The 23,761-nt window shown below is 65.7% G+C and carries 26 protein-coding genes and 1 tRNA gene; 18 read left to right on the plus strand and 9 right to left on the minus strand.

Translation table 11 applies throughout. The annotated features are described in order from the left end of the window. The 7 genes from scpA (at position 1) to AC3A5N_RS06345 (ending at position 8,054) form a co-directional block, all read left to right on the plus strand. Positions 1 to 2,184, plus strand: a complete 2,184-nt coding sequence (gene scpA / locus AC3A5N_RS06315; protein ID WP_487736466.1) for a methylmalonyl-CoA mutase — start codon at positions 1 to 3, stop codon at positions 2,182 to 2,184. A gap of 100 nt (positions 2,185 to 2,284) precedes the next feature. Then, a complete protein-coding gene (locus AC3A5N_RS06320) occupies positions 2,285 to 3,091 on the plus strand; it encodes a heme-dependent oxidative N-demethylase family protein (RefSeq protein ID WP_487736467.1) in 807 nt (268 codons plus the stop codon). Beyond that, positions 3,088 to 4,362, plus strand: a complete 1,275-nt coding sequence (locus AC3A5N_RS06325) for an O-acetylhomoserine aminocarboxypropyltransferase (protein ID WP_487736468.1) — start codon at positions 3,088 to 3,090, stop codon at positions 4,360 to 4,362. Before AC3A5N_RS06320 ends, AC3A5N_RS06325 begins: the two co-directional genes overlap by 4 nt. Continuing rightward, complete coding sequence (gene bioB / locus AC3A5N_RS06330; protein ID WP_487736469.1) at positions 4,362 to 5,384, plus strand: biotin synthase BioB; 1,023 nt, start codon at positions 4,362 to 4,364, stop codon at positions 5,382 to 5,384. Before AC3A5N_RS06325 ends, bioB begins: the two co-directional genes overlap by 1 nt. Then, a complete protein-coding gene (locus tag AC3A5N_RS06335; protein ID WP_487736470.1) occupies positions 5,381 to 5,632 on the plus strand; it encodes a hypothetical protein in 252 nt (83 codons plus the stop codon). Before bioB ends, AC3A5N_RS06335 begins: the two co-directional genes overlap by 4 nt. Beyond that, complete coding sequence (locus AC3A5N_RS06340) at positions 5,632 to 7,683, plus strand: ATP-binding protein (RefSeq protein WP_487736471.1); 2,052 nt, start codon at positions 5,632 to 5,634, stop codon at positions 7,681 to 7,683. The genes AC3A5N_RS06335 and AC3A5N_RS06340 overlap by 1 nt, the downstream gene beginning before the upstream one ends. Next, positions 7,683 to 8,054 (plus strand): tRNA-binding protein, encoded by a 372-nt coding sequence (locus tag AC3A5N_RS06345; protein WP_487736472.1) that lies wholly within the window; start codon positions 7,683 to 7,685, stop codon positions 8,052 to 8,054. The genes AC3A5N_RS06340 and AC3A5N_RS06345 overlap by 1 nt, the downstream gene beginning before the upstream one ends. On the opposite strand, the gene AC3A5N_RS06350 is transcribed toward AC3A5N_RS06345, so the two are convergent. The 3 genes from AC3A5N_RS06350 to AC3A5N_RS06360 all read right to left on the minus strand — a co-directional run bounded on the left by AC3A5N_RS06350 (position 8,051) and on the right by AC3A5N_RS06360 (position 10,566). Further along, positions 8,051 to 8,821, minus strand: coding sequence for a cyclase family protein (locus AC3A5N_RS06350; RefSeq protein ID WP_487736473.1), 771 nt, complete (start codon positions 8,819 to 8,821; stop codon positions 8,051 to 8,053). The two genes, AC3A5N_RS06345 and AC3A5N_RS06350, sit on opposite strands and share 4 nt — an antisense overlap. Before the next feature lie 75 nt (positions 8,822 to 8,896). After that, a complete protein-coding gene (gene aroB / locus AC3A5N_RS06355) occupies positions 8,897 to 10,006 on the minus strand; it encodes a 3-dehydroquinate synthase (RefSeq protein WP_487736474.1) in 1,110 nt (369 codons plus the stop codon). Next, positions 9,997 to 10,566 carry a shikimate kinase gene (locus AC3A5N_RS06360; protein ID WP_487736475.1) on the minus strand — a complete coding sequence of 190 codons (570 nt, stop codon included), beginning with the start codon at positions 10,564 to 10,566 and terminating at the stop codon, positions 9,997 to 9,999. The genes aroB and AC3A5N_RS06360 overlap by 10 nt, the downstream gene beginning before the upstream one ends. Before the next feature lie 71 nt (positions 10,567 to 10,637). Between AC3A5N_RS06360 and AC3A5N_RS06365 the strand changes: the two genes are divergently transcribed. The 5 genes from AC3A5N_RS06365 (at position 10,638) to AC3A5N_RS06385 (ending at position 16,246) form a co-directional block, all read left to right on the plus strand. Further along, the gene (locus AC3A5N_RS06365; RefSeq protein WP_487736476.1) at positions 10,638 to 10,778 is read left to right on the plus strand and encodes a hypothetical protein; all 141 of its coding nucleotides are present in this window, start codon (positions 10,638 to 10,640) and stop codon (positions 10,776 to 10,778) included. Continuing rightward, the gene (locus AC3A5N_RS06370; protein ID WP_487736477.1) at positions 10,775 to 12,598 is read left to right on the plus strand and encodes a hypothetical protein; all 1,824 of its coding nucleotides are present in this window, start codon (positions 10,775 to 10,777) and stop codon (positions 12,596 to 12,598) included. Before AC3A5N_RS06365 ends, AC3A5N_RS06370 begins: the two co-directional genes overlap by 4 nt. Positions 12,599 to 12,704: 106 nt before the next feature. Further along, a complete protein-coding gene (locus AC3A5N_RS06375) occupies positions 12,705 to 13,583 on the plus strand; it encodes a tyrosine recombinase (RefSeq protein WP_487736478.1) in 879 nt (292 codons plus the stop codon). 10 nt (positions 13,584 to 13,593) lie between these two features. Further along, positions 13,594 to 14,541: an acetyl-CoA carboxylase carboxyltransferase subunit alpha gene (locus AC3A5N_RS06380; protein WP_487736479.1), complete on the plus strand. Its 948-nt coding sequence runs from the start codon at positions 13,594 to 13,596 to the stop codon at positions 14,539 to 14,541. 232 nt (positions 14,542 to 14,773) lie between these two features. After that, positions 14,774 to 16,246: a M48 family metalloprotease gene (locus tag AC3A5N_RS06385; RefSeq protein WP_487736480.1), complete on the plus strand. Its 1,473-nt coding sequence runs from the start codon at positions 14,774 to 14,776 to the stop codon at positions 16,244 to 16,246. Between the two features lie 74 nt (positions 16,247 to 16,320). Here AC3A5N_RS06385 and AC3A5N_RS06390 read toward each other — a convergent pair whose 3' ends face one another. Together AC3A5N_RS06390 and AC3A5N_RS06395 are read right to left on the minus strand one after the other, a co-directional pair. Then, the gene (locus tag AC3A5N_RS06390) at positions 16,321 to 16,503 is read right to left on the minus strand and encodes a Flp family type IVb pilin (RefSeq protein ID WP_487736481.1); all 183 of its coding nucleotides are present in this window, start codon (positions 16,501 to 16,503) and stop codon (positions 16,321 to 16,323) included. 119 nt (positions 16,504 to 16,622) lie between these two features. Continuing rightward, entirely contained in the window at positions 16,623 to 16,805 is a 183-nt protein-coding gene (locus AC3A5N_RS06395) for a Flp family type IVb pilin (RefSeq protein ID WP_487736482.1), read from the minus strand. Positions 16,806 to 16,884: 79 nt separating this feature from the next. Between AC3A5N_RS06395 and AC3A5N_RS06400 the strand changes: the two genes are divergently transcribed. The 3 genes from AC3A5N_RS06400 (at position 16,885) to AC3A5N_RS06410 (ending at position 17,891) form a co-directional block, all read left to right on the plus strand. Continuing rightward, positions 16,885 to 17,319, plus strand: a complete 435-nt coding sequence (locus tag AC3A5N_RS06400; RefSeq protein ID WP_487736483.1) for a (deoxy)nucleoside triphosphate pyrophosphohydrolase — start codon at positions 16,885 to 16,887, stop codon at positions 17,317 to 17,319. Between the two features lie 46 nt (positions 17,320 to 17,365). After that, positions 17,366 to 17,442, plus strand: a tRNA-Arg gene (locus AC3A5N_RS06405). Positions 17,443 to 17,573: 131 nt separating this feature from the next. Beyond that, on the plus strand, positions 17,574 to 17,891 hold the full coding sequence (locus AC3A5N_RS06410) for a PilZ domain-containing protein (protein ID WP_487736484.1): 318 nt from the start codon (positions 17,574 to 17,576) through the stop codon (positions 17,889 to 17,891). Here AC3A5N_RS06410 and AC3A5N_RS06415 read toward each other — a convergent pair. Continuing rightward, on the minus strand, positions 17,888 to 18,304 hold the full coding sequence (locus AC3A5N_RS06415; protein ID WP_487736485.1) for a metallopeptidase family protein: 417 nt from the start codon (positions 18,302 to 18,304) through the stop codon (positions 17,888 to 17,890). The two genes, AC3A5N_RS06410 and AC3A5N_RS06415, sit on opposite strands and share 4 nt — an antisense overlap. A 114-nt stretch (positions 18,305 to 18,418) precedes the next feature. On the opposite strand from AC3A5N_RS06415, the gene AC3A5N_RS06420 reads away from it, so the two are divergent. Genes AC3A5N_RS06420 through folE form a run of 3 tightly spaced genes read left to right on the plus strand, consistent with a single transcriptional unit; the run spans position 18,419 to position 21,071 of the window. Next, positions 18,419 to 18,910 (plus strand): hemerythrin domain-containing protein, encoded by a 492-nt coding sequence (locus tag AC3A5N_RS06420; RefSeq protein ID WP_487736486.1) that lies wholly within the window; start codon positions 18,419 to 18,421, stop codon positions 18,908 to 18,910. Between the two features lie 38 nt (positions 18,911 to 18,948). Continuing rightward, positions 18,949 to 20,466 carry a phospholipase D-like domain-containing protein gene (locus tag AC3A5N_RS06425; protein ID WP_487736487.1) on the plus strand — a complete coding sequence of 506 codons (1,518 nt, stop codon included), beginning with the start codon at positions 18,949 to 18,951 and terminating at the stop codon, positions 20,464 to 20,466. Continuing rightward, positions 20,463 to 21,071: a GTP cyclohydrolase I FolE gene (gene folE, locus AC3A5N_RS06430; RefSeq protein WP_487736488.1), complete on the plus strand. Its 609-nt coding sequence runs from the start codon at positions 20,463 to 20,465 to the stop codon at positions 21,069 to 21,071. Before AC3A5N_RS06425 ends, folE begins: the two co-directional genes overlap by 4 nt. 123 nt (positions 21,072 to 21,194) lie before the next feature. On the opposite strand, the gene AC3A5N_RS06435 is transcribed toward folE, so the two are convergent. The 3 genes from AC3A5N_RS06435 to AC3A5N_RS06445 all read right to left on the minus strand — a co-directional run bounded on the left by AC3A5N_RS06435 (position 21,195) and on the right by AC3A5N_RS06445 (position 23,686). Beyond that, positions 21,195 to 21,743: a DUF4142 domain-containing protein gene (locus tag AC3A5N_RS06435; protein WP_487736489.1), complete on the minus strand. Its 549-nt coding sequence runs from the start codon at positions 21,741 to 21,743 to the stop codon at positions 21,195 to 21,197. After that, positions 21,743 to 23,014 carry a hypothetical protein gene (locus tag AC3A5N_RS06440; RefSeq protein WP_487736490.1) on the minus strand — a complete coding sequence of 424 codons (1,272 nt, stop codon included), beginning with the start codon at positions 23,012 to 23,014 and terminating at the stop codon, positions 21,743 to 21,745. Before AC3A5N_RS06440 ends, AC3A5N_RS06435 begins: the two co-directional genes overlap by 1 nt. Before the next feature lie 192 nt (positions 23,015 to 23,206). Beyond that, a complete protein-coding gene (locus AC3A5N_RS06445) occupies positions 23,207 to 23,686 on the minus strand; it encodes a redoxin family protein (protein ID WP_487736491.1) in 480 nt (159 codons plus the stop codon). Positions 23,687 to 23,761: the final 75 nt, after the last annotated feature.

Below are 23,761 nucleotides of genomic sequence, written 5' to 3' on the forward strand. Positions count from 1 at the left end.
ATGACCGACCACAAAGACACCCGGCCCACCCTCTCCGATTGGCAGGACCTCGCCGACAAGGAAGTGAAGGGCCGCGACCTTACCTGGCACACGCCCGAAGGGATCGCGGTCAAGCCGCTCTACACCGAAGCGGATCTCGAGGGATGGGACCCGGGCCTGCCCGGTTTCGCGCCGTACACGCGCGGCGTGAAGGCGAGCATGTATGCCGGGCGGCCGTGGACGATCCGGCAATACGCAGGCTTCTCGACTGCCGAGGAATCGAACGCCTTCTACCGCCGCAATCTCGCGGCGGGGCAGAAGGGGCTGTCGGTCGCGTTCGACCTTGCGACCCACCGCGGCTACGATAGCGATCATCCGCGCGTCGTCGGCGACGTCGGCAAGGCCGGCGTGGCGATCGATACGGTCGAGGACATGAAGATCCTCTTCGACGGCATTCCGCTCGATGAGATGAGCGTGTCGATGACGATGAACGGCGCGGTGATCCCGTGCCTCGCGTTCTACATCATCGCGGCGGAAGAGCAGGGGGTGAGCCCCGACCAGCTCACCGGGACCATCCAGAACGACATCCTCAAGGAGTTCATGGTCCGCAACACCTACATCTACCCGCCCGAGCCGAGCATGCGGATCGTCTCGGACATCTTCGCCTACACGGCGGATCACATGCCGAAGTTCAACTCGATCTCGATCTCCGGCTACCACATGCAGGAAGCCGGCGCGACGCAGGTGCAGGAGCTCGCCTTCACCATCGCCGACGGCATGGAATACGTGAAGTACGGCGTCGCCAGCGGTCTCGATATCGACAGGTTCGCCGGGCGGCTCAGCTTCTTCTTCGCGATTGGCATGAACTTCTTCATGGAGATCGCCAAGCTGCGCGCGGCGCGCACGCTGTGGCATCGCGCGATGACCCAGCTCGGCGCGAAGAGCGAACGCAGCAAGATGCTGCGCACGCACTGCCAGACGAGCGGTGTCTCGCTGACCGAGCAGGACCCGTACAACAACGTCATCCGCACGACGATCGAGGCCATGGCCGCGATGCTCGGCGGCACGCAGTCCCTGCATACGAATGCGCTCGACGAAGCGATCGCCCTGCCGACCGACTTCTCCGCGCGCATCGCGCGCAACACGCAGATCGTGCTGCAGGAAGAGACGGGGATGACCAACGTGGTCGATCCGCTCGGCGGCTCCTACTACGTTGAGGCGCTGACCAAGCAGCTCGTCGACGACGCTTGGGCGATCATCGAGCGGGTCGAGAGCGAGGGCGGCATGGCCAAGGCGGTCGCCGCGGGCTGGCCCAAGGGCATGATCGAGGAAGCCGCCGCCGGGCGGCAGGCGCGGGTCGACCGGGCCGAGGACGTGATCGTCGGCGTCAACCGCTTCCGTTTGAAAGACGAAGACCCGATCGAGACGCTCGACATCGACAACACCAAGGTCCGCCAGAGCCAGATCGCACGTATCGAGCGCGTGCGTGCCGGCCGTGACGAGGCGAAGTGCCAGGCGGCGCTCAAGGCGCTGGCCGAAGGCGCGAAGGGCAAGGGCAACCTGCTCGCCCTGGCGGTCGATGCCGCGCGCCAGCGGGCGACGCTGGGCGAGATTTCTTCCGCCATGGAGGAGGCCTTCGGCCGCTACGACACCATGCCGCGCCCGGTGAAGGGGATCTACGGCGCTGCCTACAAGGACGACGAGCGCTACGCGCAGGTCGTGCGCGGGATCGAGGCGGTTACCCGCCGGCTCGACCGCAAGCCCAAGGTCATGATCGCCAAGATGGGGCAGGACGGGCACGATCGCGGCGCCAACGTGATCGCCAGCGCCTTTGCCGACATGGGTTTCGAAGTGCTGAGCGGCCCGCTGTTCCAGACCCCGCGCGAGACGATGGAGATGGCGCTGGAGGCCGATGTCGACGCGATCGGCGCATCGAGCCTCGCCGCGGGCCACAAGACCCTGATCCCCGAACTGATCGAGCTGCTCAAGGATGCGGGCCGCGCGGACATCAAGATCGTCGCCGGCGGAGTGATCCCGCAGAGCGATTACGAGTTCCTGCGCAAGGCAGGCGTGCAGGGCATCTACGGCCCGGGCTCCAACGTCGTCGAATGCGCCGCCGACATGCTGCGCCTCCTCGGCCACAATATGCCGCCGTCGGGCGAGGACACCGAGGATGGAGATGGCAAGGCCGAGGCGGCGGAGTGAACGAGACTCCGTCATCCCAGCGAAAGCTGGGATCGCGTGTCGCCCGCTCTGACCGAGTGGAGAGCGGCCCCAGCTTTCGCTGGGGTGACGGGAGAAGGTAATGACTCTCGGTTTCTCCGTCGATGAACTGCTCCCCCGCGCCCGCGGCGGGGGCGTGCTCAAGATGGGGCTCGCCGCATTGTCGGAGGACGAGTGGCTCCAGCCCGGTCCCGACCTTGCGGCGCGCGAGGCGGGGTTCGCCACCTTCCCCGAGGGCATCCAGCTTGCACCCGAAAGCGAGGCGCCCGGGCGTGAGCTCGCGGCAATGCTCGGCATCGACGGCGGCCTGCCCGAGGCCGCGAAGGCGCGGTGGGAGGATATGTGCCTGCTCACGCGCCAGGAGGGCGAGGATTTCTACCGCCTCGTCGGCGCAGCGGTCGCGTTCCCGAGCGACTGGCGCCCGGCGGAGAAGATCGGCCTGCCGCTCGCCGCCATGCACGCGCCGATCCAGGGTTATGCCGAACATCTCGCAAGCGGTGTGGATCACTTCATCGCCAGGCTGAGGCCCGGACAGATATTCGGCCGCTGCAACTGGTTCGTTGTCGCGACGCCGGCGCTGCACTGGATCGCCGAACCGCCGGAGCAAGCCTTCGCCCATGTCACGCCGGAGAACGCGGGTGAGACGCTGTTCGTCCGTTCCGAACGCCAGACGCTGCGCCGCTTGCCGGAGACGGGCGCGATCCTGTTCGCCATCGGCGTCTATGTCGCGCCGCTCGGTTCGCTCTCGGATGAGAACGTGACGCGGCTCGCGGGCGCGATGGAGGGCCTGCTCTCGGGCGAAGGCGACCGCCGCGGCGCGCCGCACTATGCCGCCGCACTGCAAGGGTTTGCGCAAACGCGCGAGGCCGCTATCGGACTGAGGATATGACACAGAAACTGGAAACGCTCACCGTCCATGCCGGGACCGAACCCGATCCCACCACCAAGGCGCGGATCACACCGATCTACCAGACGTCCTCCTATGTCTTCGACAGCGTCGACCATGCATCGCGCCTGTTCAACCTCGAGGAATTCGGGAACATCTATTCCCGGATCATGAACCCGACGAACGGCGCGCTGGAAGGCAAGGTCGCGGCGTTGGAGGGCGGCGTCGGGGCGCTGGCGGTGGCATCTGGCCATGCGGCGCAGTTCCTGGCGTTCCACACGCTGATGGAGCCGGGCTGCGAGATCGTCGCGGCGCAGAAGCTCTACGGCGGTTCGCAGAACCAGCTCGGGCAAAGCTTCCGGAAGATGGCGTGGACGACGCATTTCGTCGACGCCGATAATGCGGACAATGTCGCCGCCGCGATCACCGACAAGACGCGCGCGGTGTTCATCGAGAGCCTCGCCAACCCCGGCGGCGTGGTGCAGGATATCGAGGCGATCGCCAAGGTAGCGCACGACGCCGGCGTTCCGCTGATCGTCGACAACACGATGGCGACCCCGGTTCTCTGCCGCCCGATCGAATACGGTGCGGATATCGTCGTCCATTCGACGACCAAGTTCCTGAACGGGCACGGCAATGCCATCGGCGGGGTGATTGTCGATGCGGGTAGCTTCGATTGGGCCAGGGGCGGCAAGTACCCGACGCTTTCCGAGCCCAACGATTCCTATCACGGCATCAGGTTCACCGAGAATTTCGGCAATCTCGCCTTCATCCTGGCTGCGCGCACGCTCGGCCTGCGCGATCTCGGGCCGGCGCTAGCGCCGATGAACGCCTTCCTGGCGCTCACCGGAATGGAAACGCTGGCCCTGCGGATGGAGCGGCATTGCAATAATGCGCTGGCGCTCGCCAAATGGCTGAAGGCGCATCCCAAGGTCGACTGGGTCTCCTACGCCGGCCTGGAGGACGACGCCTATCACGCGCTCGCGCAGCGCTATCTCGGCGGCAAGGGCGGGGCGGTGTTCACCTTCGGCCTGAAGGGCGGATACGACGCCGGCGTGAAGCTGGTCTCCTCGGTGAAGATGTTCAGCCACCTCGCCAACCTCGGCGACACGCGCTCGCTCATCATCCACCCGGCCTCGACCACCCACAGCCAGCTCGAGGGCGAGGCGCTGGAGGCGACCGGCGCAGGGCCGGACGTCGTGCGGGCATCGGTCGGCATCGAGCATATCGACGACATCATCGCCGATCTCTCGCAGGGACTGGACGCTATCTGATGACTCAAATCCGCAATGACTGGACCCGCGAGGAAATCGCCGAGCTGTTCGACCTGCCTTTTACCGAGCTCGTGTTCCGCGCGGCCTCGGTGCACCGGGAGAACCATCCGCCTGCCGAAGTGCAGCTCTGCACACTGCTCTCGATCAAGACCGGCGGATGCCCGGAGGATTGCGGCTATTGCTCGCAGAGCGTCCATGCCGACAGCGGGGTGGAGGCGACCAAGCTGATGGACGTGCAGGCCGTGCTGCAATCCGCGGCACAAGCCAAGGACCACGGCAGCCAGCGCTTCTGCATGGGCGCCGCCTGGCGCAACCCCAAGGATCGCGACATGCCCAAGATCGTCGAGATCGTGAAAGGCGTGCGCGAGATGGGGCTGGAGACCTGCATGACGCTGGGCATGCTGACGCCCAGCCAGGCCGAGCAGCTCGCCGACGCAGGGCTCGACTACTACAACCACAATATCGACAGCAGCCCGGAGTACTACGAGCGCGTCATCAGCACGCGCACGATGGACGAGCGGCTGGAGACGCTGGACAATGTGCGGCAAGCCGGGATCAACGTTTGCTCGGGCGGGATCGTCGGCATGGGCGAGACGCGGGCGGACCGGGTGGGCTTCATCCACACGCTCGCGACGCTGGAGCAGCATCCGGAAAGCGTGCCGGTCAACGCGCTGGTGCCGGTCAAGGGCACGGTGCTGGGCGATATGCTGGCCGACACGCCGCTCGCGAAGATCGATGACATCGAGTTCGTGCGCACCGTCGCGGCCGCGCGGATCACGATGCCGCTGAGCATGGTCCGCCTCTCCGCCGGCCGCGAGTCGATGAGCGAGGCGACGCAGGCCTTGTGCTTTCTCGCCGGCGCGAACTCGATCTTCACCGGCGACAAGCTCCTGACCGCGCCGAACGCGGGCGACGATAGCGACGGGGCCCTGTTCGCGAAGCTGGGCCTCACGGCGCTGCAGGGCGAGGAGCCCCTAAGGGCTTCTGGGCGTGCCTGCCGTGTCGCGGAGGCAGCCGAGTGAGCTTTAACGATCGGCCGACGCTGACCGTATGGCAGATGGCCGGTTGTTTTGCTTACATGGTGCTGGGAGCTTCGATCACATTCGCCGGGCTAATCGGTGCGGCGTTAGGCGATTGTGCCCCTAGTCCTGGCGGTTATGACTGCCGTCACGATGGCCCCGTCAAATTCGCCATGTTTCCGGGAACCCTCATTGTGATTCTTGCCGGTGGGATTCTGCTGGCGCGACATATGATGAAAGATCGAGATTGATGTTCTCCAAAATCCTCATCGCCAACCGGGGCGAGATTGCGTGCCGGGTTATCAAGACGGCGCGCCGCATGGGTATCGCGACTGTCGCGGTCTATTCGGACGCCGACGCGCGCGCGCCGTTCGTGCGGATGGCGGACGAGCCGGTGCATATCGGGCCGGCGCCGGCCTCCGAGAGCTACCTCGTCGCGGACAAGATTATCGCCGCGTGCAAGCAGACGGGCGCCGAGGCGGTGCATCCGGGCTATGGTTTCCTTTCGGAGCGCGCGAGCTTCGTCGAGGCGCTGGAAAAGGAGGGGATCGCGTTCGTCGGCCCACCTCCCGGCGCCATCGCGGCGATGGGCGACAAGATCGAATCGAAGAAGCTGGCGAAGCAGGCGGGGGTCAACGTCGTCCCCGGTTTCGTGGGCGAGATCCGCGATACCGAACACGCCGTCGAGATCAGCAACGGCATCGGCTATCCGGTCATGATGAAGGCCTCGGCCGGCGGCGGGGGCAAGGGGATGCGCCTCGCCTACGACGAGAAGGACGTCCGCGAAGGCTTCGAGAGCGTCAAGCGCGAAGGCCTCAACAGCTTCGGCGACGATCGGGTGTTCATCGAGAAGTTCATTCTCAACCCGCGCCACATCGAGATCCAGGTGCTCGGCGACAAGCACGGGAACATCGTCTATCTCAACGAGCGCGAATGCTCGATCCAGCGCCGCCATCAGAAGGTGGTGGAGGAAGCGCCGAGCCCCTTCGTTACGCCCAAGATGCGCAAGGCGATGGGCGAGCAGAGCGTCGCGCTGGCCCGCGCGGTCGGATACCATTCGGCGGGCACCGTCGAACTGATCGTCAGCGGCGCGGATGAAACCGGCGAAAGCTTCTACTTCCTCGAGATGAACACGCGCCTCCAGGTCGAGCATCCGGTGACCGAGGCGATCACCGGCGTCGATCTGGTGGAGCAGATGATCCGCGTCGCTTACGGCGAGGAATTGCCGTTCAAGCAGAAGGACATCGGCATCGACGGCTGGTCGATCGAGAACCGCGTCTATGCCGAGGATCCCTATCGCGGCTTCCTGCCCAGCACCGGGCGCCTCGTGCGCTATCAGCCGCCGGTCGAGGGCTGGACCGACGACGGCGAGGCCAACGGTCGCCGCGGCGTCGACGGCGTGCGCATCGACGATGGCGTGTTCGAAGGCGGCGAGGTGTCGATGTTCTACGACCCGATGATCGCCAAGCTGATCACCTGGGCGCCAACGCGCGAGGCGGCGGCGGACTTGCAGGTGCAGGCGCTCGACGCCTTCTGCATCGAAGGGCTCGGACACAACGTCGACTTCCTTTCCGCGATCATGCAGCACCCGCGTTTCCGCTCGGGCGAACTCACCACCGGCTTCATTGCGGAGGAGTATCCCGAAGGCTTCACCGGTGCGCCCGCCTCGGACGAGTTGGAGCACGTGCTTGCCGCCGTCGGCGGAGCCATCGCCACCGCCGATAGCGACCGTGCGCGGCGGATCGACGGGCAGCTCGATCCCGCTCTCGCCGCGCCGGGCGACTGGTGCGTCACTGTAGGCGGCACCGACTTCGCGGTAAGCCTGGAAGAAACGGCGATTACCGTGAACGGTGAGCCGGTCGAACTGGCGATGGAATACACACCGGGTGCGCGCTTCGTCGACGTCGCGCTTTACGAAACCGGTTCGGACGAGGACGCGGAGCCCGTCCAGCATTTCGGCCTCCAGCTCGAACCGACGCGCACCGGCTACGCGATCACCACGCGCGGCGCGCGCCATGTGCTGCGTATCCTGCCGGCACACGTCGCGCACCTCACGCAGCATATGATCGAGAAGGTGCCGCCGGACCTTTCCAAGCTGCTGATCTGCCCGATGCCGGGCCTGCTGGTGAAGCTCCACGTCGCCGAGGGCGAGGAGGTCCAGCCGGGCCAGCCGCTCGCCACGGTCGAGGCGATGAAGATGGAAAACATCCTGCGCGCCGAGAAACAGGCGACGGTGGCCAAGATCAACGCCGCGCAGGGCGACAGCCTCGCGGTCGACGCGGTGATCCTCGAGCTCGAGTAATGCACCTCCATCACTCACCCGATGCGCCGGCTGCCGAGCTGACCGATTTCGAGACCTTCCTCAAGGCCGATATTCGCGTCGGCACGATCGTTGCGGCCGAAGCATTCCCCGAGGCGCGCAAGCCGAGCTACCGGCTGCGGATCGATTTCGGCCCAGCCATCGGCGAGAAGAAGAGCTGCGCGCAGATCGCGGCCAACTATGAGCTGGACGAGCTTCCCGGCCGGCAGGTCGCGGCGGTGGTCAACTTCCCGCCGCGCCAGATCGGCCCGGCGATGTCCGAGGTGCTGACGCTGGGGTTTGCGGACGAGGCGGGCGAGGTCGTGCTGTTCGCGCCCGACAAGCCGGTGCCGAATGGGTCGCGCCTGTTCTAGTCCTCGATCAGCGCGACGGCCCTGATCCAGCCCGCGCTCGCGCGTTCGATCTTCACCGGGAAGCAACTGACGGTGAAGCCGCGGCTCGGCAAGTTTTCGAGGTTGGTGAGCTTTTCGATCTGGTAATACGGGCGGACGCGGCCGGCCTTGTGGCCTTCCCAGATGATCGAGGGGTCGCGGTTTTCGGCCCAGCGCCGCGCCGTGTGGCTGAACGGCGCGTCCCAGCTCCAGGCGTCGGTGCCGACCACTTCCACGCCGCGCTCGGTCAACCACAACGTAGCCTCGGCGCCGAGGCCGACGCCCTGATCGGTGAAGTTGTCAGTTCCATAGACAGCGCCCGACTGCACGAGCACGATGTCGAGCGGCTGAAGCTGGTGCCCGATGCGATCGAGTTCCCCCTCGACTTCTGCCGCGCTCACGACATGCCCGCTCGGGAGATGGCTGAAACCGAGCTTCACGCCCGGGCGGAAGAAGCGGTCGAGCGGCGCCTCGTCGATACTCGTGGCGGGGCGGGCGCCTTCGCTGGTGGTCGAGTGGTAATGCCACGGCGCGTCCATGTGCGTGCCGTTGTGCGTGGAGAGTTCGAGCATCTCTACCGCCCAGCCTTCGCCGTCGGGCAGATCCCCTTTTTCCAGCCCGGGGAAGAACATGGCGATCTGCTGCCAGGTGTCCTCGTGCGTCATGTAAGTGATCTTCGGTCGCATCACCTCGGGGTCGGAGATCACGTCGTTGGTGATCGGGATCGAGAGGTCGACGAAGCGGGTCATCGGGCGAGAGTGCGTTGGGCAGCGCGCGCGGTCAATCCTCCCCATTCCGTCGCAGGCCAAGGAGGGGAGTAGAGATCAATCCGCCCGCAGCTCTTCGTTCAGGAATTCAGTGACGTCCGTCAGCTCCACATCCCGCGCCACATAGGCGTCGCCGATGGCGCGCAGGAGGACGAAGGGGAGGGTGCCGGCGTCCATCTTCTTGTCGTGCAGCATGTGGTCCGCGAGGCGGCGTCCGTCGCAGTTGAGCCCGAGAGCGGCGATCTCGCTTGGCAGGCCCGCAGCATCCGCGGCGCGGGTTACCCGCTCCGCATCGGCATCACTGATCTGGCCCCGCCGTGCCGAGTAGCGCGCGGCGAGCACCATGCCGAGCGCGACGGCTTCCCCGTGCAGAAGGCGGTCCGAAAAGCCGGTCTCCGCCTCCAGCGCGTGGCCGAAGGTGTGGCCGAGATTGAGCAGCGCGCGCCGGTCGGCGGTTTCGCGCTCGTCCTCGGCGACGATCCGCGCCTTGGCCGCGACGCTGGCGGCGACGGCGTGCTCCAGCGGCGCATCCTCGCGCGCGAGGACAGCTTCGCCATGGGCCGAGAGCCAGTCGAAGAACTGCGCGTCGCCCAGCACGCCGTACTTGAGCACTTCGGCATAGCCGGCGCGCATCTCGCGGTCGGGCAGAGTGGCGAGCGCGCCGAGATCGGCCAGGACCAGCGAGGGCTGGTGGAACGCGCCGACCAGGTTCTTGCCTGCCCCGGTGTTGATCGCGGTCTTGCCGCCCACAGAGCTGTCGACTTGCGCCAGCAGCGTGGTCGGCAACTGGATGAAGCCGCAGCCGCGCTTGAGGATCGCGGCGGCGAACCCGACGAGATCGCCGATCACCCCGCCGCCAAGCGCGAGCACCTGGTCGCCACGCTCGACCTGCTCGGCCAGCAGCCAGTTTGTGACCCGCTGCAGGTCCGCCCAGCTTTTCGATGCTTCGCCGGGCTCTAGGACCAGCCAGCGCGGCTCGAGGCCTTCACCCTCGAACGAGGCCTGGACAGGTTCGCGCCAGTGCTGCGCGACGTTGGCGTCGGTCACGATCGGCACCGAACTCTTGCGCAACAGCGGCGCGCATTCGCGCGCAGCGTCGCGCAGCAGGTCCTTGCCGATGCGAACCTCGTAGGATCGGCCGCCCAGTTCCACCGGCACTACAGCCATCGATCGATTGCCTCCACTATGGCCATTGCAGTGTCGAGATGGGGACCGTCCTCCCCCGCGATGCGGATCGGCGCCTCGGCGTAGAACGGCATGCGCTCGCGATGGAGCCGGGTGAGTATCTCGTGAGGATCGCCATCGCGCAGCAGTGGGCGGACGTTGCGGCGACCGGTCCGCTCGACCAGCGTTGTGACATCGCAGTCGATCCACACGGCGATCGCCTTCTCGAGGATCAGCGCACGCGTGACGTCGTTGACGAAGGCGCCACCGCCGGTGGCGATCACCCCGTGCCGATCCTCGATCAGCCGCGCGATCACCCGCCGCTCCCCGTCGCGGAAGTAACTCTCGCCGAAGCGGTCGAAGATTTCCGTGATCGGCATCTGAGCCGCGTCCTCGATTGCCTCGTCCGCGTCGACGAAGCTCTTGCCCAGCAGCGCGGCGAGCTTGCGCCCGACAGTGGACTTGCCCACACCCATCAGCCCGACGAGTACGACCGGGCGGTCGATCCGCCGTGCGACGCGGGCGATTTCGGCGTCGTTCCATGTTTCGGACTGCTGGGTCATTGCCGCTTCGCCTATAGATGGGCTAGGTGCGGCGCAACTGTGCAAGGACGGGCAAAGAAGGGTCTGCTGGCTTGGCAATTACGGGTAGGCGTGTCGTATGGGCGGTGGTGGTGCTGGTCGCCGCACTGCTGCTCTATGCCTGGATCGACGGAGGAGAGGAGCCGATACGCCCCATCGCCGAGCCGATCGACCTGCCGGAGACGGCGGAATGAAGGCGGCCCTCTTCGCCGGTGGCGCGGCGCTCGCACTGAGCTCCACGTTCGTGCTGGCGCAGAGCGCGCCCGAATCGTTGTTGCCGCCGGGGTTCGACGATCCGGCGCCGGCGCCGAGTCCCACGCCCACTCCGCGCCCCACAGCCACGAGCACTGCCGCCCCTGCGCCGAGCGCGACCAGCACGCCCGTCATTCAGCCGCTGCCCGAGCTCGATGTCGCGGATATCGAGCTGCCGCCGGATCTGCCCTCGCTCGAAGAGCTGGAGGCGATGGACACCGACGAACTCGACGAGCTGCTCGGACTCAAGCCACGTGACGACATTCCGCGGGCCGCACGCCGCTCGCTTGCCGAAGTCGGCGTGCTCGCGCCGGACGAAGGCGGGTTCGCGACGGCGTCGCTTGCGGCGCAGCCCGCCTCGCTGGTGCGAGCGGCGCTCGCCGGAACGCGCGGGCCGCTCGTCTCGCGCTGGGGTCATATCCTGCTCCGGCGCGCACTCGCGAGCCGCCTTGCGGCACCAGAAGGGATGGATCCGGTCGACTTCGCAGCGCTCCGCACCGCGACGCTCAACTCCATCGGCGAATACACCGCCGCACGCGCGATCGCGCAGGACGTCGATACGAGCAACTGGAACGGCGCACTGACCGGCGCTGCGCTCGACGCCTATGTCGCGACCGGAGACATCGTCGGCGCCTGTCCGGCGGTCCAGCTTCAGGGCAGCGACCGCGACGAAGCGCGCTGGCAGCTCTGGCGCTCGATCTGCTCGGCCTTTGCGGGGCAGGGCGTGCGTGCCGGGACCGAGCTCAGCCGCGCGCTGTCGCGCGGAACCGCGCCGGCGATCGACGTCCTTCTCGCGCAGCGCTACGCCGGCGCCGCGGGATCGGGGCGGCGAGCCGTCAACCTCGAGTGGGATGAGGTCGATGAGATCACGCCCTGGCGTTTCGCGCTCGCGACGGCGGTCGGCGCGGAAATTCCCGAGAACCTGCTTGCGGACCCCGAACCCTACTATCAGCGAGTCTCCGCCGTCGCGCCAATGCTCGCCCCCACGGCGCGCGCGGAAGGTGCCGACCGAGCGGCACGTGAAGGTATTCTCTCTGCCTCCGCGATGGTCGATCTCTACAGTCAGATCTATGCAGTCGAAGGCGCCGAAGGCCCCGCTGCCGCGACCGCCGCAAGCTTGCGGGAGGCCTATGTCGGCGAACCCGCGTCGCGCCTCACTGCGATGCGGGAGATCTGGGGCTCTTCCGATTCGCCCGCCTACGGGCGGCTGGTGCTCACCGCCTATGCCGCGGCACGCCTGCGGCCGAGCGAGGATCTGGCGGAGGCTGCCCCGCAGTTGATCGCGTCGATGCTTGCCGCCGGGCTCGACCGAGACGCAATGGAATGGGCGCCCGTCGTCGAGCAGGGAAGCCAAGCCTGGGCGCTCCTCGCACTGGCGCAGCCGGATGCGCAGGATTCCATCGGCGGTGGGCCGCTCGACACTTTCATCGATGCCGACGGCAGCGCTGGACAACGCAAGTCGCGCTTCTTCGTCGCGGCCCTGGCGGGGCTGGGGCGGATCGATGGCGATACCGCCCAATCTTATTCGGCACGTGTCGGGATCGATCTCTCGCGCGAGACGAAGTGGATACGCATGATCGAACGCGCCGCCGACGTCGACAACCCGGCGCTCGTAGCGCTGCTCGCTGGGCTTGGCATGCAGGGCGAGGGGTGGGAGCGGATGACCGCGCGGCATCTGTTCCACATCGTCTCCGCGCTCAACCGAGTCGGGCTTTCGGCGGAAGCGCGCATGATCGCGGCGGAGGCCGTGGCGCGCGCCTGATCCCGCCTCGCGCTTGCGAGTGGGACCAGAGGTGGGTCAGAATGCGATTGATGCTCCGGCTCCGTACCCATCCGCCATTCCTCTCCGCCAAGCGGGAAGGAGAGTAGTGTCAGGGATCGAGGATTTCCTTGCCATGCTCGCTGCCGAGCGTGGCGCGGCGGCGAACACGCTCGCGGCGTACCGACGGGATCTCGAAGGGGCGGAGGAAGCGATCGGCTCGCTCGAGCTCGCAGAACGCGACGATCTGGCCCGTCTGGGCCAGGCATGGGCCACGCTCGCGCCGTCGAGCGTGGCGCGAAAATCCTCGGCACTGCGGCAGTTCTACGGCTTCCTGGTAGACGAAGGCCAGCGCAGCGACGACCCTTCCGCCGCATTGCCACGGCCTGCAACGCGGCGTCCGCTGCCGAAGATTCTCTCGCACGGCGAGATCGAGGCGCTTTTCGCCCGTGCAGAGGAGGAAGCCCAGGGCGACGATGCGCGCGCGGTGCGGCTCTTAACGCTGCTGGAGCTTCTCTACGGGTCGGGGCTGCGCGCGACCGAGCTCGTCTCGTTGCCGCTCTCGGCGGTGCCGCGGGATGCGCCCTTGCTCACGGTGACCGGCAAGGGCGGGCAGGCGCGCATGGTGCCAGTCAGCGGCCGGGCAGGAGCGGCACTGTCGCGCTGGCTGCCGCTGCGGCCGGAGGGATCGAAGCACCTCTTCCCTTCGCGCGGAGGCAAACACCTGACGCGCGTGCGCCTTTTTCAGCTCCTGAAGGCACTTGCCGCCCGTGCCGGCCTAGGGCCGGAAAAGGTCAGCCCGCACGTGCTGCGCCATGCCTTCGCGACGCATCTGCTGGAGGGCGGGGCGGACTTGCGCGTGCTCCAGACGCTGCTCGGCCATGCGGATATTGCAACCACGCAGATCTACACCCACGTCGACAGCGCCCGGCTGGTCGCGTTGGTCAACGAACGGCATCCTCTTGCCGTTCGCGGCTGCGCGGACTAGGCGCTCTGCGATGATTTCCTATCTCGAATTCGAGAAGCCCGTCGCGCAGCTCGAGGCTCGGATCGCAGAACTGCGCACCGCAGCCGAAGGCGACGACGTCGATATCTCGGGCGAGCTCCAGCGACTCGAACAGAAGAGCGCCGATCTGCTCTCCAGCACATATGCGGCGTTGACGCCGTGGCAGAAGACGCAGGTCGCCCGCCATCCGGCGCGGCCGCACTTCCGCGATTTCGTCGAACATGCGTTCGAAGAGTTCATTCCGCTCGGCGGGGACCGCTGCTACGGCGAGGACGAGGCGATCCTCGGTGGGTTCGCGAAGCTCGGCGATCACCGTGTCATGCTGATCGGGCACGAGAAGGGCAACGACACCGAAAGCCGCCTGAGGCACAATTTCGGCATGGGCAAGCCCGAGGGATACCGCAAGGCCATCCGTCTCATGGGGATGGCCGGGCGCTTCGGTCTGCCGGTGGTGACGCTCGTCGATACGTCGGGGGCCTTTCCCGGCGTCGAGGCGGAGGAGCGCGGCCAGGCCGAGGCGATCGCGCGCTCGACCGAAGCCTGCCTCGCACTGCCCGTGCCGATGGTCGCGACGATCGTGGGCGAGGGCGGATCGGGCGGCGCGGTGGCGCTGGCGAGCGCCGAGCGCGTGCTGATGCTCGAACATGCGGTCTACTCGGTGATTTCGCCGGAAGGTTGTGCGTCGATCCTCTGGCGGACGGCCGAGAAGGCCCCTGATGCTGCCGAAGCGATGAAAGTCACCGCCCAGCACCTCGAGCGGCTCGGTGTGATCGATCGCATCGTGCCCGAGCCCGTGGGCGGTGCGCACCGCGACCCGGTGGCGACCGCGCACACCCTGGCGCATGCAATCGGCGAAGAGCTGGACGCCCTGTCGGATCTCGCGCCGGACGATCTTAGGCGCAAGCGCGAGGAACGCTTCCTTCAGATCGGCGGCGCCTGACCCGGTAAGCAGCCGCTCGTGGCCCCCTCCCGGTCATCATCGCGAAGGTTGGGATCGCCGACCGCGAGGTCGGACTTCGCTGCGCGCGGTCCCGGCTTTCCTTGTGATGATGCACCGAGCGGCCGCGTCTCGCACCGGGAACGGGAACCAAGCCCATCCGCGCCGGGTTTCTCGCATAGAATCAACCGCAGCGGCGAGCGCAGCGTCGCGCACGCTTGGAGGAGACATCGCAATGCTTCGCCTAAAACCCCTCGCCCTGGCTTCAGTCGCCACGCTTTCCCTGACGCTCGGTTCGTGCACGTCGATGGGCAACATCCCAAGTCCGTCGACACCCATCACCCAGCCCGAGGCGCAGATGGGTGCCCAGGCACACCCGCAGCTTCTCGCCGAATTCGGCGGTGCGATGACGGGGCCGCAGGCGCAATATGTCGAGCAGGTCGGCAAGAACATCGCGGTGCAGTCGGGGCTGGGCAACGCGCAGTCGGATTTCACCGTCACGCTGCTCAATAGTTCGGTCAACAACGCCTTCGCGATCCCCGGTGGCTACGTTTACACCACGCGCCAGCTCGTCGCGCTGATGAACAATGAGGCGGAGCTCGCCGGCGTGCTCGGGCACGAAGTCGGCCACGTCGCCGCACGCCACTCGCAGCGCCGGCAGGCAACGGCGCAGCAGAACACGCTGCTCGGCGCGGCCGGGGCGATCCTCTCGGGCATCCTGCTGGGCGACAGCGGCATCGGACAGCAAATCTCGCGGGGTATCCTGCAGGGATCGCAGATGCTGACGCTGCGCTTCTCGCGCGATCAGGAACTGCAGGCGGATGACCTCGGCATCCAGTATCTCAATCGCGCCGGCTACGATCCGCGAGCGATGGCGACTGTGCTGCAGAGCCTCGCAGCGCAGAACGCGCTCGATGCTTCATTACAGGGGCGCGATGACGCGAGGGTGCCCGAATGGGCTTCCACTCACCCCGATCCGGCGAGCCGCGTGCAGTCGGCGCTGCAAAGGGCGGCGGGCGGCACCGGCGTTACCAACCGCGACACGTTCCTCACGCGGATCGATGGGCTGGTCTACGGCGACGATCCGGCGCAGGGGATTATCGAGGGGCGGCAGTTCATCCATCCGGTGTTCCGCCTCTCGTTCACCGCGCCGCAGGGATTCTACATGATCAACGGCACGCGCGCGGTTTCGATCAACGGGCAGAGCGGACAGGCGCAGCTCAGCACCGGGCCTTACGACGGCAATCTTGGCAACTACATCCGCAGCGTGTTCCGCGCGCTCGGCGGCAATCAGCAGACGCTGGCGCCGGCGAGCATGGAGCAGACGACGGTGAACGGCATTCCCGCCGCTTACGGCATCGCGCGCGTCAACAGCGGCAATGGCCAGGTGGACGTGGTGGTCTTTGCCTATGAGTTCTCGAACAATCAGGCGTTCCACTTCGCGGCGATCAGCCAAGCCGGGCGGTCGGGGGTGTTCACGCCGATGTTCAACTCGATGCGCCGGATCAGCCAGTCGGAAGCAAACCAGGTCGTACCGCGGCGGATCGATGTGGTGACGGTGCGCAGCGGCGACACAATTTCATCGCTCGCCAGCCGCATGGCTTTCGATAACGCGAAGGAGCAACGCTTCCGGGTGCTCAACGGCCTCGGTTCGGGAGACACGCTCCGTGCGGGGCAGAAGGTGAAGATTGTAGTGCGGGGGAGCTAGGGGCGAGCGGTCGCGTAAACCAAAAAGGGTGACAGGATCGCTCCCGCCACCCTTTAGCATTTATTCGCCGAGACTTACGGCGTGACGGTGTTCGACTTCGCCATTTCGGTGTGCACGGTCGAGAACGTCGTGGTCAGCTCGTCGCCGAGCGTGCTCATGGCGGTGATTGCAGCAACCGCGATCAGCGCGGCAATCAGGCCGTATTCGATGGCGGTGGCGCCCTGCTCGTCGCGGAGCAGCTTGTTGATGAACTTCATGTCAGTCTCCTGGTTCAGTCTTCGATACCCGAACTCTTTCCCGCAACGCCGGAACGAGCAGTGAGCGGCAATAAGGGGAATGGCTTTATAAAGTGCTAAGGTCGCAAGCAGCCGTTCACCTATCCCCTCTCTTTGGTGACCTCGCTCGAAACCCAGTCCCACATCTCGATGGTCTCGCCAGCGACGAGTTGGAGAGCGCCCATGCAGGCGATTACGATCAAGGCAACAATCAGGCCGTACTCGATGGCGGTTGCGCCACTGGTGTCGCGTCCGATGCGCGTCAGAAGATCCGTCTGATGCATGGGACGCTCCCCCCGGTACGGTCCTGAGGGCCGACTATGGACGGTCTCCATTAAGAAAAAGTTCTGATAGGTCCGCGAGATGGAACAGGAGCCGAAATGGATCACGGTCGTCGCGCTGGCATTGCGTGGAGCCGACGGCCGCTGGCTGATGCACCGTCGGCCGCCGGAAAAGCATCACGGCGGGCTGTGGGAGTTTCCTGGCGGCAAGGTCGAGCCTGACGAACTGCCCGACTGCGCACTGGAACGGGAAATCCGCGAGGAACTCGGCATCGCGGTCCGGCGCGATCGGCTTCAGCCCGTCAGCTTCGCCCAGTCCGCACCGTGCGCTGGCGCACCGGGCATTGTCATTCTCCTCTACCAAACCAATCACTGGATTGGGGATCCCTGCGCGCTTGAGGGCGGGGAGATTGCCTGGCTCACGCCCGAGGAGATCGCCCCGCTTCCCAAGCCCCCGCTCGACGTCGCACTTTGTCAGGCGCTGTTCGGAGGTTCACCCGAAAAACCGGCCCGATAGGGGATTGCCAAGCCCGACCGCCCCCCTTATGTGGCGCCCTCCAAGCGCGCCCGTAGCTCAGCTGGATAGAGCACCAGACTACGAATCTGGGGGTCAGAGGTTCGAATCCTTTCGGGCGCGCCATTAAACAGGGCCGTCTCCTCTGGGGGCGGCCCTGTTTGCTTATATGGTCTAGCAAGACCACACCTCACTCCGCCGCACGCCCCTCGCGAATCCCTATTGCTTCGCATGCGCTCGGGCGTAACTTCGGGCGCATGGGGCAGGGGGACGAGGAAATCCGGCGCGAGGAGCGTCACCACATTGCGGTCGAGGGGCGCTACCGCACCGGTAGTGGTGTGCCCAAGGACGTCAGCGTGCTCGACATTTCGGAACGCGGCTGCCGCTTCTTCGACAAGTTCGGCAGTCTCATCCCCGGCGCGCAGATCACGGTCCGTATCGGACCGATCGGGCCGATCGCGGCGACGGTGAAATGGGCGGAGCGCCAGGTGGTCGGTGTCGAGTTCGAGAACCCGATCTACGGCCCCGTGCTCGATCATATCCGCAACCAACTCGCCCGGGGTTCCGGCGGCTAGGGCGTAAGTTCGTCGTCCACGCTGTCTTCGAGCCAGTGCATTTCCTCGTCGGAGAAGCCGAAGTGATGGCCGGCCTCGTGAATCACGACGTGGCGCACCAGGTCGGCGAATTCGACCCCGGTCTCCCGCCATTCCCGCCCCAGCGGCTGGCGGAACAGGCTGATGACCGGCGGCAGGTCGCCGGAATCCCAGCTCGACTGCTCGCCGAGCGGACGCCCTTCGTAGAGGCCGGTCAAGTTCCACTTGCTGCGGATGTCAACCGAATCGAGTTGCTCGCGCGTGGCGAACTCCTCGATCCGGACGACCACCTGGCGCAGCGGTTCGCGGAACTCCTCGGGCAGCGAATCGATCACCGCCTGCGCCATGCGCTCCATGTCCTCGGCGGTCGGCGGGGCCTGTCGGAATGCGTCCATACCGGGAATATGGCGTGTGCCCGTGCCTTCGTCACCCCCGACCGCCGCGTGAGGAACAATGCTTCGCCTCGTCCATTTTTTGGTGGAACATCAACTGAACAGGGGCTCCCCGATATGGCAGCGGCCGAAGCGATCTTCGCGCGTCTCAAGCAGGATCACGACAAACACCGCGAACTGCTCGACCGGATTCTCGGCACCCAGGGCGAGAGCGGAGAACGCGAAGCGCTCTTCATCGAGCTGACCAAGGAACTGAAAAGCCACGCAGCGGCGGAGGAGCAAGCGCTCTATTCGACAATGCTGCGCAAGCCTGAGACCACTGACGAAACTCGCCACTCGGTGGCCGAGCATCACGAGATTGACGAGATGCTCAACGACTTGGCCGCGACCGACACTTCGAGCGGCGGCTGGATGACCAAGTTCAAGACCCTCGATGACCGCTACCGCCACCACATCGAGGAAGAGGAGGACGAGCACTTCCCCGACTTCGAAAAATACCTCACGGAGGAGGACGAGGTGTACATGGAATCGGTCTTCGAGCGCCGCAAGCGCGCGGAAAAGGCTGAGGCCGAGGTAACGCCAGAGAAGATGGAAGACGCGAAGGAATAACGGAAAGCGAGGGAGGGGTGGGCGCGGCCGAGGAAGACTTGAGCGAGCCGGAGTTCGACGACTGCTCGGAAGAACCGGGCGTCTGGCGCTATGCCCGTGTCGACCGCGCGAGCGTGATCGTCGATGCGGCAGCCTATTTCGCGCTGATGCAGCAGGCGATGCTCAAGGCGCGCCATCGCATATTCCTGGTCGGATGGGATTTCGACACGCGCATCCATCTCGCGCTGGGCCGTCGCTGGTTCCACCGGATCTTGCGCCGCAAGTATCCGCGCCGGCTGGGCAGTTTCCTGATGTGGCTCGCGCGCCATCGCCCGGGGATCGAGATTCGGGTTCTCAAGTGGAGCCTGGGCCTGGTCCAGTTCATGCTGCGCGGTTACATGCTGGTCGACCTGGCGCGCATGGCGGCGCATCAGGGGATCACCTTCAAGTTCGACACCCACCACCCGGTCGGCTGTTCGCATCACCAGAAGATCGCCGTGCTCGACGACAAGCTCGCGGTCTGTGGCGGGATCGACATGACCCAGGACCGATGGGACACGCGCGAGCATCTGCAACACGACCGGCGCCGGCGGCGCCCGCACGGCAGGCGCTACGGCCCCTGGCACGACGCGACAATGATGTTCGAAGGCGACGCCGCGCGCGTGCTGGGCACTCTCGGCCGCAACCGGTGGGAACGCGCGGGCGGCGAACCCCTGGAACAGGTGCCGATCCCCGATGAGAGCCTTTGGCCCGACGATCTGCCGGTGCAGTTCGAGAACATCGAAATCGGCATCGCGCGGACGCGCGCGAAGCACGACGGATCGCCGCAAGTGAACGAGATCGAGCAGCTACTGCTCACCCAAATCGCACGCGCCCGGCACTTCATCTACAGCGAGAACCAGTACTTCACCTCACGCAAGATCGCCGAAGCGATTGGCGAGCGGCTGAAGGAGGACGATCCGCCCGAAATCGTGATGGTCCAGCCGCTGACGGCTGAAGGGTGGCTGGAACAGCAGGCAATGGACCACGCGCGCAACTGCCTGCTCCACAGCCTGGCCGAACTCGATCACAAGCGCCGCTTTCAGGTCTATGTCCCACACACCGGCGATACGCCGATTTACGTGCACGCAAAGTTGATGATCGTGGACGATCGGATTCTGCGGATCGGTTCGGCCAATTTCAACAACCGCTCGATGGGCCTCGATTCCGAATGCGACGTATTCATCGACTGCGACCGTCCGGGCAACGATCGTGCCTGTGATGGAGTCGCCGCGCTGCGCCATTCGCTGCTCGGCGAACACTGCGGTATCGAGGAGGAAGAGGTGGCCCGGCTGCTTGCCAGCGACCCGTCGATGCATCGGCTGATTGCTGCGTGTGGGCAGGGGGACGGGCGCTCGCTGCGAGCCTTTGATCCGCCTGAGATCGGCGCAATCGAGGAGACGCTTGCGGGGTCCGGCCTGCTTGACCCCGAGCGACCGGAAGAGCTGTTCGAGCCGTTTGCCAAAGGAGGACTTTTCCGTAAGGGGAGCCGGCTGGGCCGCGCCTTTCGCGGGGCCAAGATGAGGATGGGGAAATGAGCAGCCTGGTCGGACCCGACGAAGACGATCCACGCGGCAAGCCGCCGGTGCCCGAGGATGTACAGGAAGCGATCCGCACGCTGATCCGCTGGACGGGCGACGACCCGGCCCGCGAAGGCCTGCTCGACACTCCCAAGCGCGTCGCCCGCGCGTGGAAGGAATATTGCCTCGGCTATGGCGAAGACCCCTCTATCCACCTCAGCCGCGTGTTCGAGGAAGTCGGCGGCTACAACGAAATCGTCCTGCTTAGGGACATTCCCTTCCAGAGCCACTGCGAGCATCACATGGCGCCGATTATCGGCAAGGCTGCGATCGCATATCTGCCGACTGACCGCGTCGTCGGCATCTCCAAGCTCGCCCGCGTGCTCCACGGCTTCGCCCGGCGCCTTCAGGTGCAGGAGCGGCTGACAGCCGAAGTCGCCGACTGCATATGGGAGCACCTCCACCCGCAAGGCGTCGCCGTCGTGATCGAGGCCAGCCATAGCTGCATGACTGCCCGCGGCGTCCGCACCCCCGGCGTGACGATGACCACCAGCCGCATGATGGGCACTTTTCTCGAAGACCCCCGCAGCCGCGAGGAAGTGCTCAAGCTGATGGGGTATTGAGCAGGCCTCCAGGGCAGCTTCCGCTTTCCACCGAAGGCGGCGTCCCAGCAAAAGGTGGGATCGCGTGCCACCAAGGGGGGTGTCGGAAGCGATTCCAACTTCCGCTGGGGCGACGGGGAGAAATCAGGCGAGCCCGGCCCTCAGCCTTTCCATGTGCGCCAGGTGCCGGGTGACTACGGGCGCCGTACCGGCCGCGAGCGACCGCAGTTGGGGATTGTCGCCGTGGTCGCGGAAGCCGGTCATCAGGTCGACCGTTTCCTTGTGCGCGAGGACCTGCTGGTCGACGTAGGTCTCGTCGAACTTCTCATCGGGCGCGGCCTCGAGATGTTCGATCATCGTCTTGCGCCGTTCGTCCAGTTCGGTGGGCGGCGGCGGGAGTCCGCGGGTCGAATTCATGCGCAGCGCCGAGCGGAGGTGGTGCGTGCTCGTGGTGTGATCGACGATCATCTTCCGCGCCGCTGCCTTGACCGCGTCGTTGCGGGTCCGCTGTAAGGCCAGCCTGGCGGACGCGATCTCGTACATGTCTCCTATCGCCGCGCTCGTCACGAACTCGTCGGCGCTTGTTGAACCCGCGCTGCGCGCGCTCATCCGCCCGACCATGCCGCCGACGACATCTCCGGCCTTGTCCATAGCGCGCCGCATGCCTTCATGCTTCTCATCGTTACCGGTCATCACACATTCTCCAGATGCATCTGCTCGACCTTTGCGTACGGTGTTTCCTCGCAGGTCCCACTCTCCCGCAGCGAGGCGTTCGGGTGCTCGCCTTCGCTTGCTGAGCGGTATTCGCCGCCCAGTTCCTCGCGGTGCCTGCGGATCACGTCTTCGCTCGGAACGCCGCCGGCGTTGACGGTGGCCTGATAGTCGAAGAATCTATGGTCCTCGGGCAGGTTGCCGACCGGTACGAACTCGGAATCATAGGCGGTCAGTTCGAGCGTCCGGGCAAGGACATCGCGGACGTAGAGTTTGTTGGGCTCGAAAGTCATCGGCTCGCTCACCCCCTCGCGGGGGAAGATCTCCTCCGGGTCGATGCCGTCGACTTCTTTCATCATCTCGCAGGCGAGCCGGAGATGCTCGATCTCCATCGCCAGATGCAATTCCCACACCTGGCGGATGCGCGGGTCGGGCTCGGTCTGCATGCACGACCAGTAGAGCCAGCACTCGTTGTACTCGTGCAGCGCGAGGTTGAGTAGTTCCGGCGTGGTCGGGTCGAGTATGGATTCGTAGTGGGAGACGTGCTGCTCCTCGACCATCGCGATCTCGCAATAAAGCGCGCGCGCCATCGGGTCTTTGGGCCTATTGCCGACGTTCATGTAGTAATTCATCGTCTGCTGCTCGGCGGAGACCACCGTTAGAGCGTTGAGGATCGACTGGAAATCGGACGCCTCCACCGTCATCGGGCGGCGCAACTCGTCATGCGGGTGGCGATGATGGAAGATCGTCGGGCGGCCCGGCAGGATCTCGGTCAGGTCGCCAGTGATCTCCTCAGCCTTCCGCCGCTCCCCCATCAGGTCCATCAAGTTGGCGTAGCGGTAGAGGTGATCGTAATCTTCGAGCACGCCGAACTCGTAAACCTGGTTGAGGTAAGGATCGGGCTCATGCCGCGCGATCCAGCTGGTGAGGTCCACTGCAACTTGCTCGTAGCCGATCGTGTTGGCGATCGTGCTCTCGCTGCCGGGGATCAGCCAGTTCACTGCCTTCTGTTGTTGCTGCTCGGCCTTCCTAACCAGAGCGAGCATCTGTTTGATCCCGGTGTCGGCAATTCGGCGCGCGGCGTTGTGCGAATTGACCAACGCCTCCACCTCGATCCCGTTCATCAGGATCACGCGACAGCGAGTGTACGGGTGAACGTCGTTCGTGTTGTAGGTGTGCCCGGTCAGCTCCGACCAGTTGCGGAACTGCCGTTCTATCGGAATGCCTTTTTCGGCCAAGGGATTGAAAGCCATGCGGTATGTCCTGTCCTGCAGATGAGTGACCTTGGGGCTCATCCAGTGAAATCAGGGCAACCGGTGTTCGTTCCTAAATAACTGAAAAGAACAGGTTATTATATCCTAGGTTAAAAGGTTTGATGCGTGAGCGCAAAAAAGCCGGAGCGCCGCTGGGCGCCCCGGCTCATGAAAACACCGTCGATGATCGGATCAGAGCTGGCCCAGCATATGCTCCGCGCTCGAGACCGAGAAGTCGCCCGGCTGCTCAACGTTTAGTTCCTTCACGACGCCGTCCTCGACGATCATCGAGTAACGCTGCCCGCGCGTGCCGAGGCCGAAGCCGCTGCCGTCCATTGTCAGGCCCACGGCTTCGGCGAATTCGCCGTTGCCGTCCGCAAGCATGGTGATGTCTTCCGAACCCGCGTTCTCGTTCCAGGCGCCCATCACGAAAGCGTCGTTGACGGCGGTGCATGCGATCTCGTCAACGCCTTTCGACTTCAGGTCCTGGGCCTTCTCGACGTAGCCGGGCAGGTGCCGGGCCGAGCAGGTCGGGGTGAACGCGCCGGGGACGGAAAACAGCGCCACCTTCTTGCCCTTGAAGTAGTCGCCCGCCTGGACCTTCTCGGGCCCGTTCTCGGTCGCCTTGACCAGGGTCACATCGGGAATTCTATCGCCTACCGAAATCGTCATCGGGAAATTTCCTTTCGTCGTCCCGTCCGTTCGCGCCCGATATAGAGCCTGCGCCCTGCACGGCAATATGGCATC

Source organism: Pelagerythrobacter sp. Soil_C_18 (assembly GCF_057657235.1).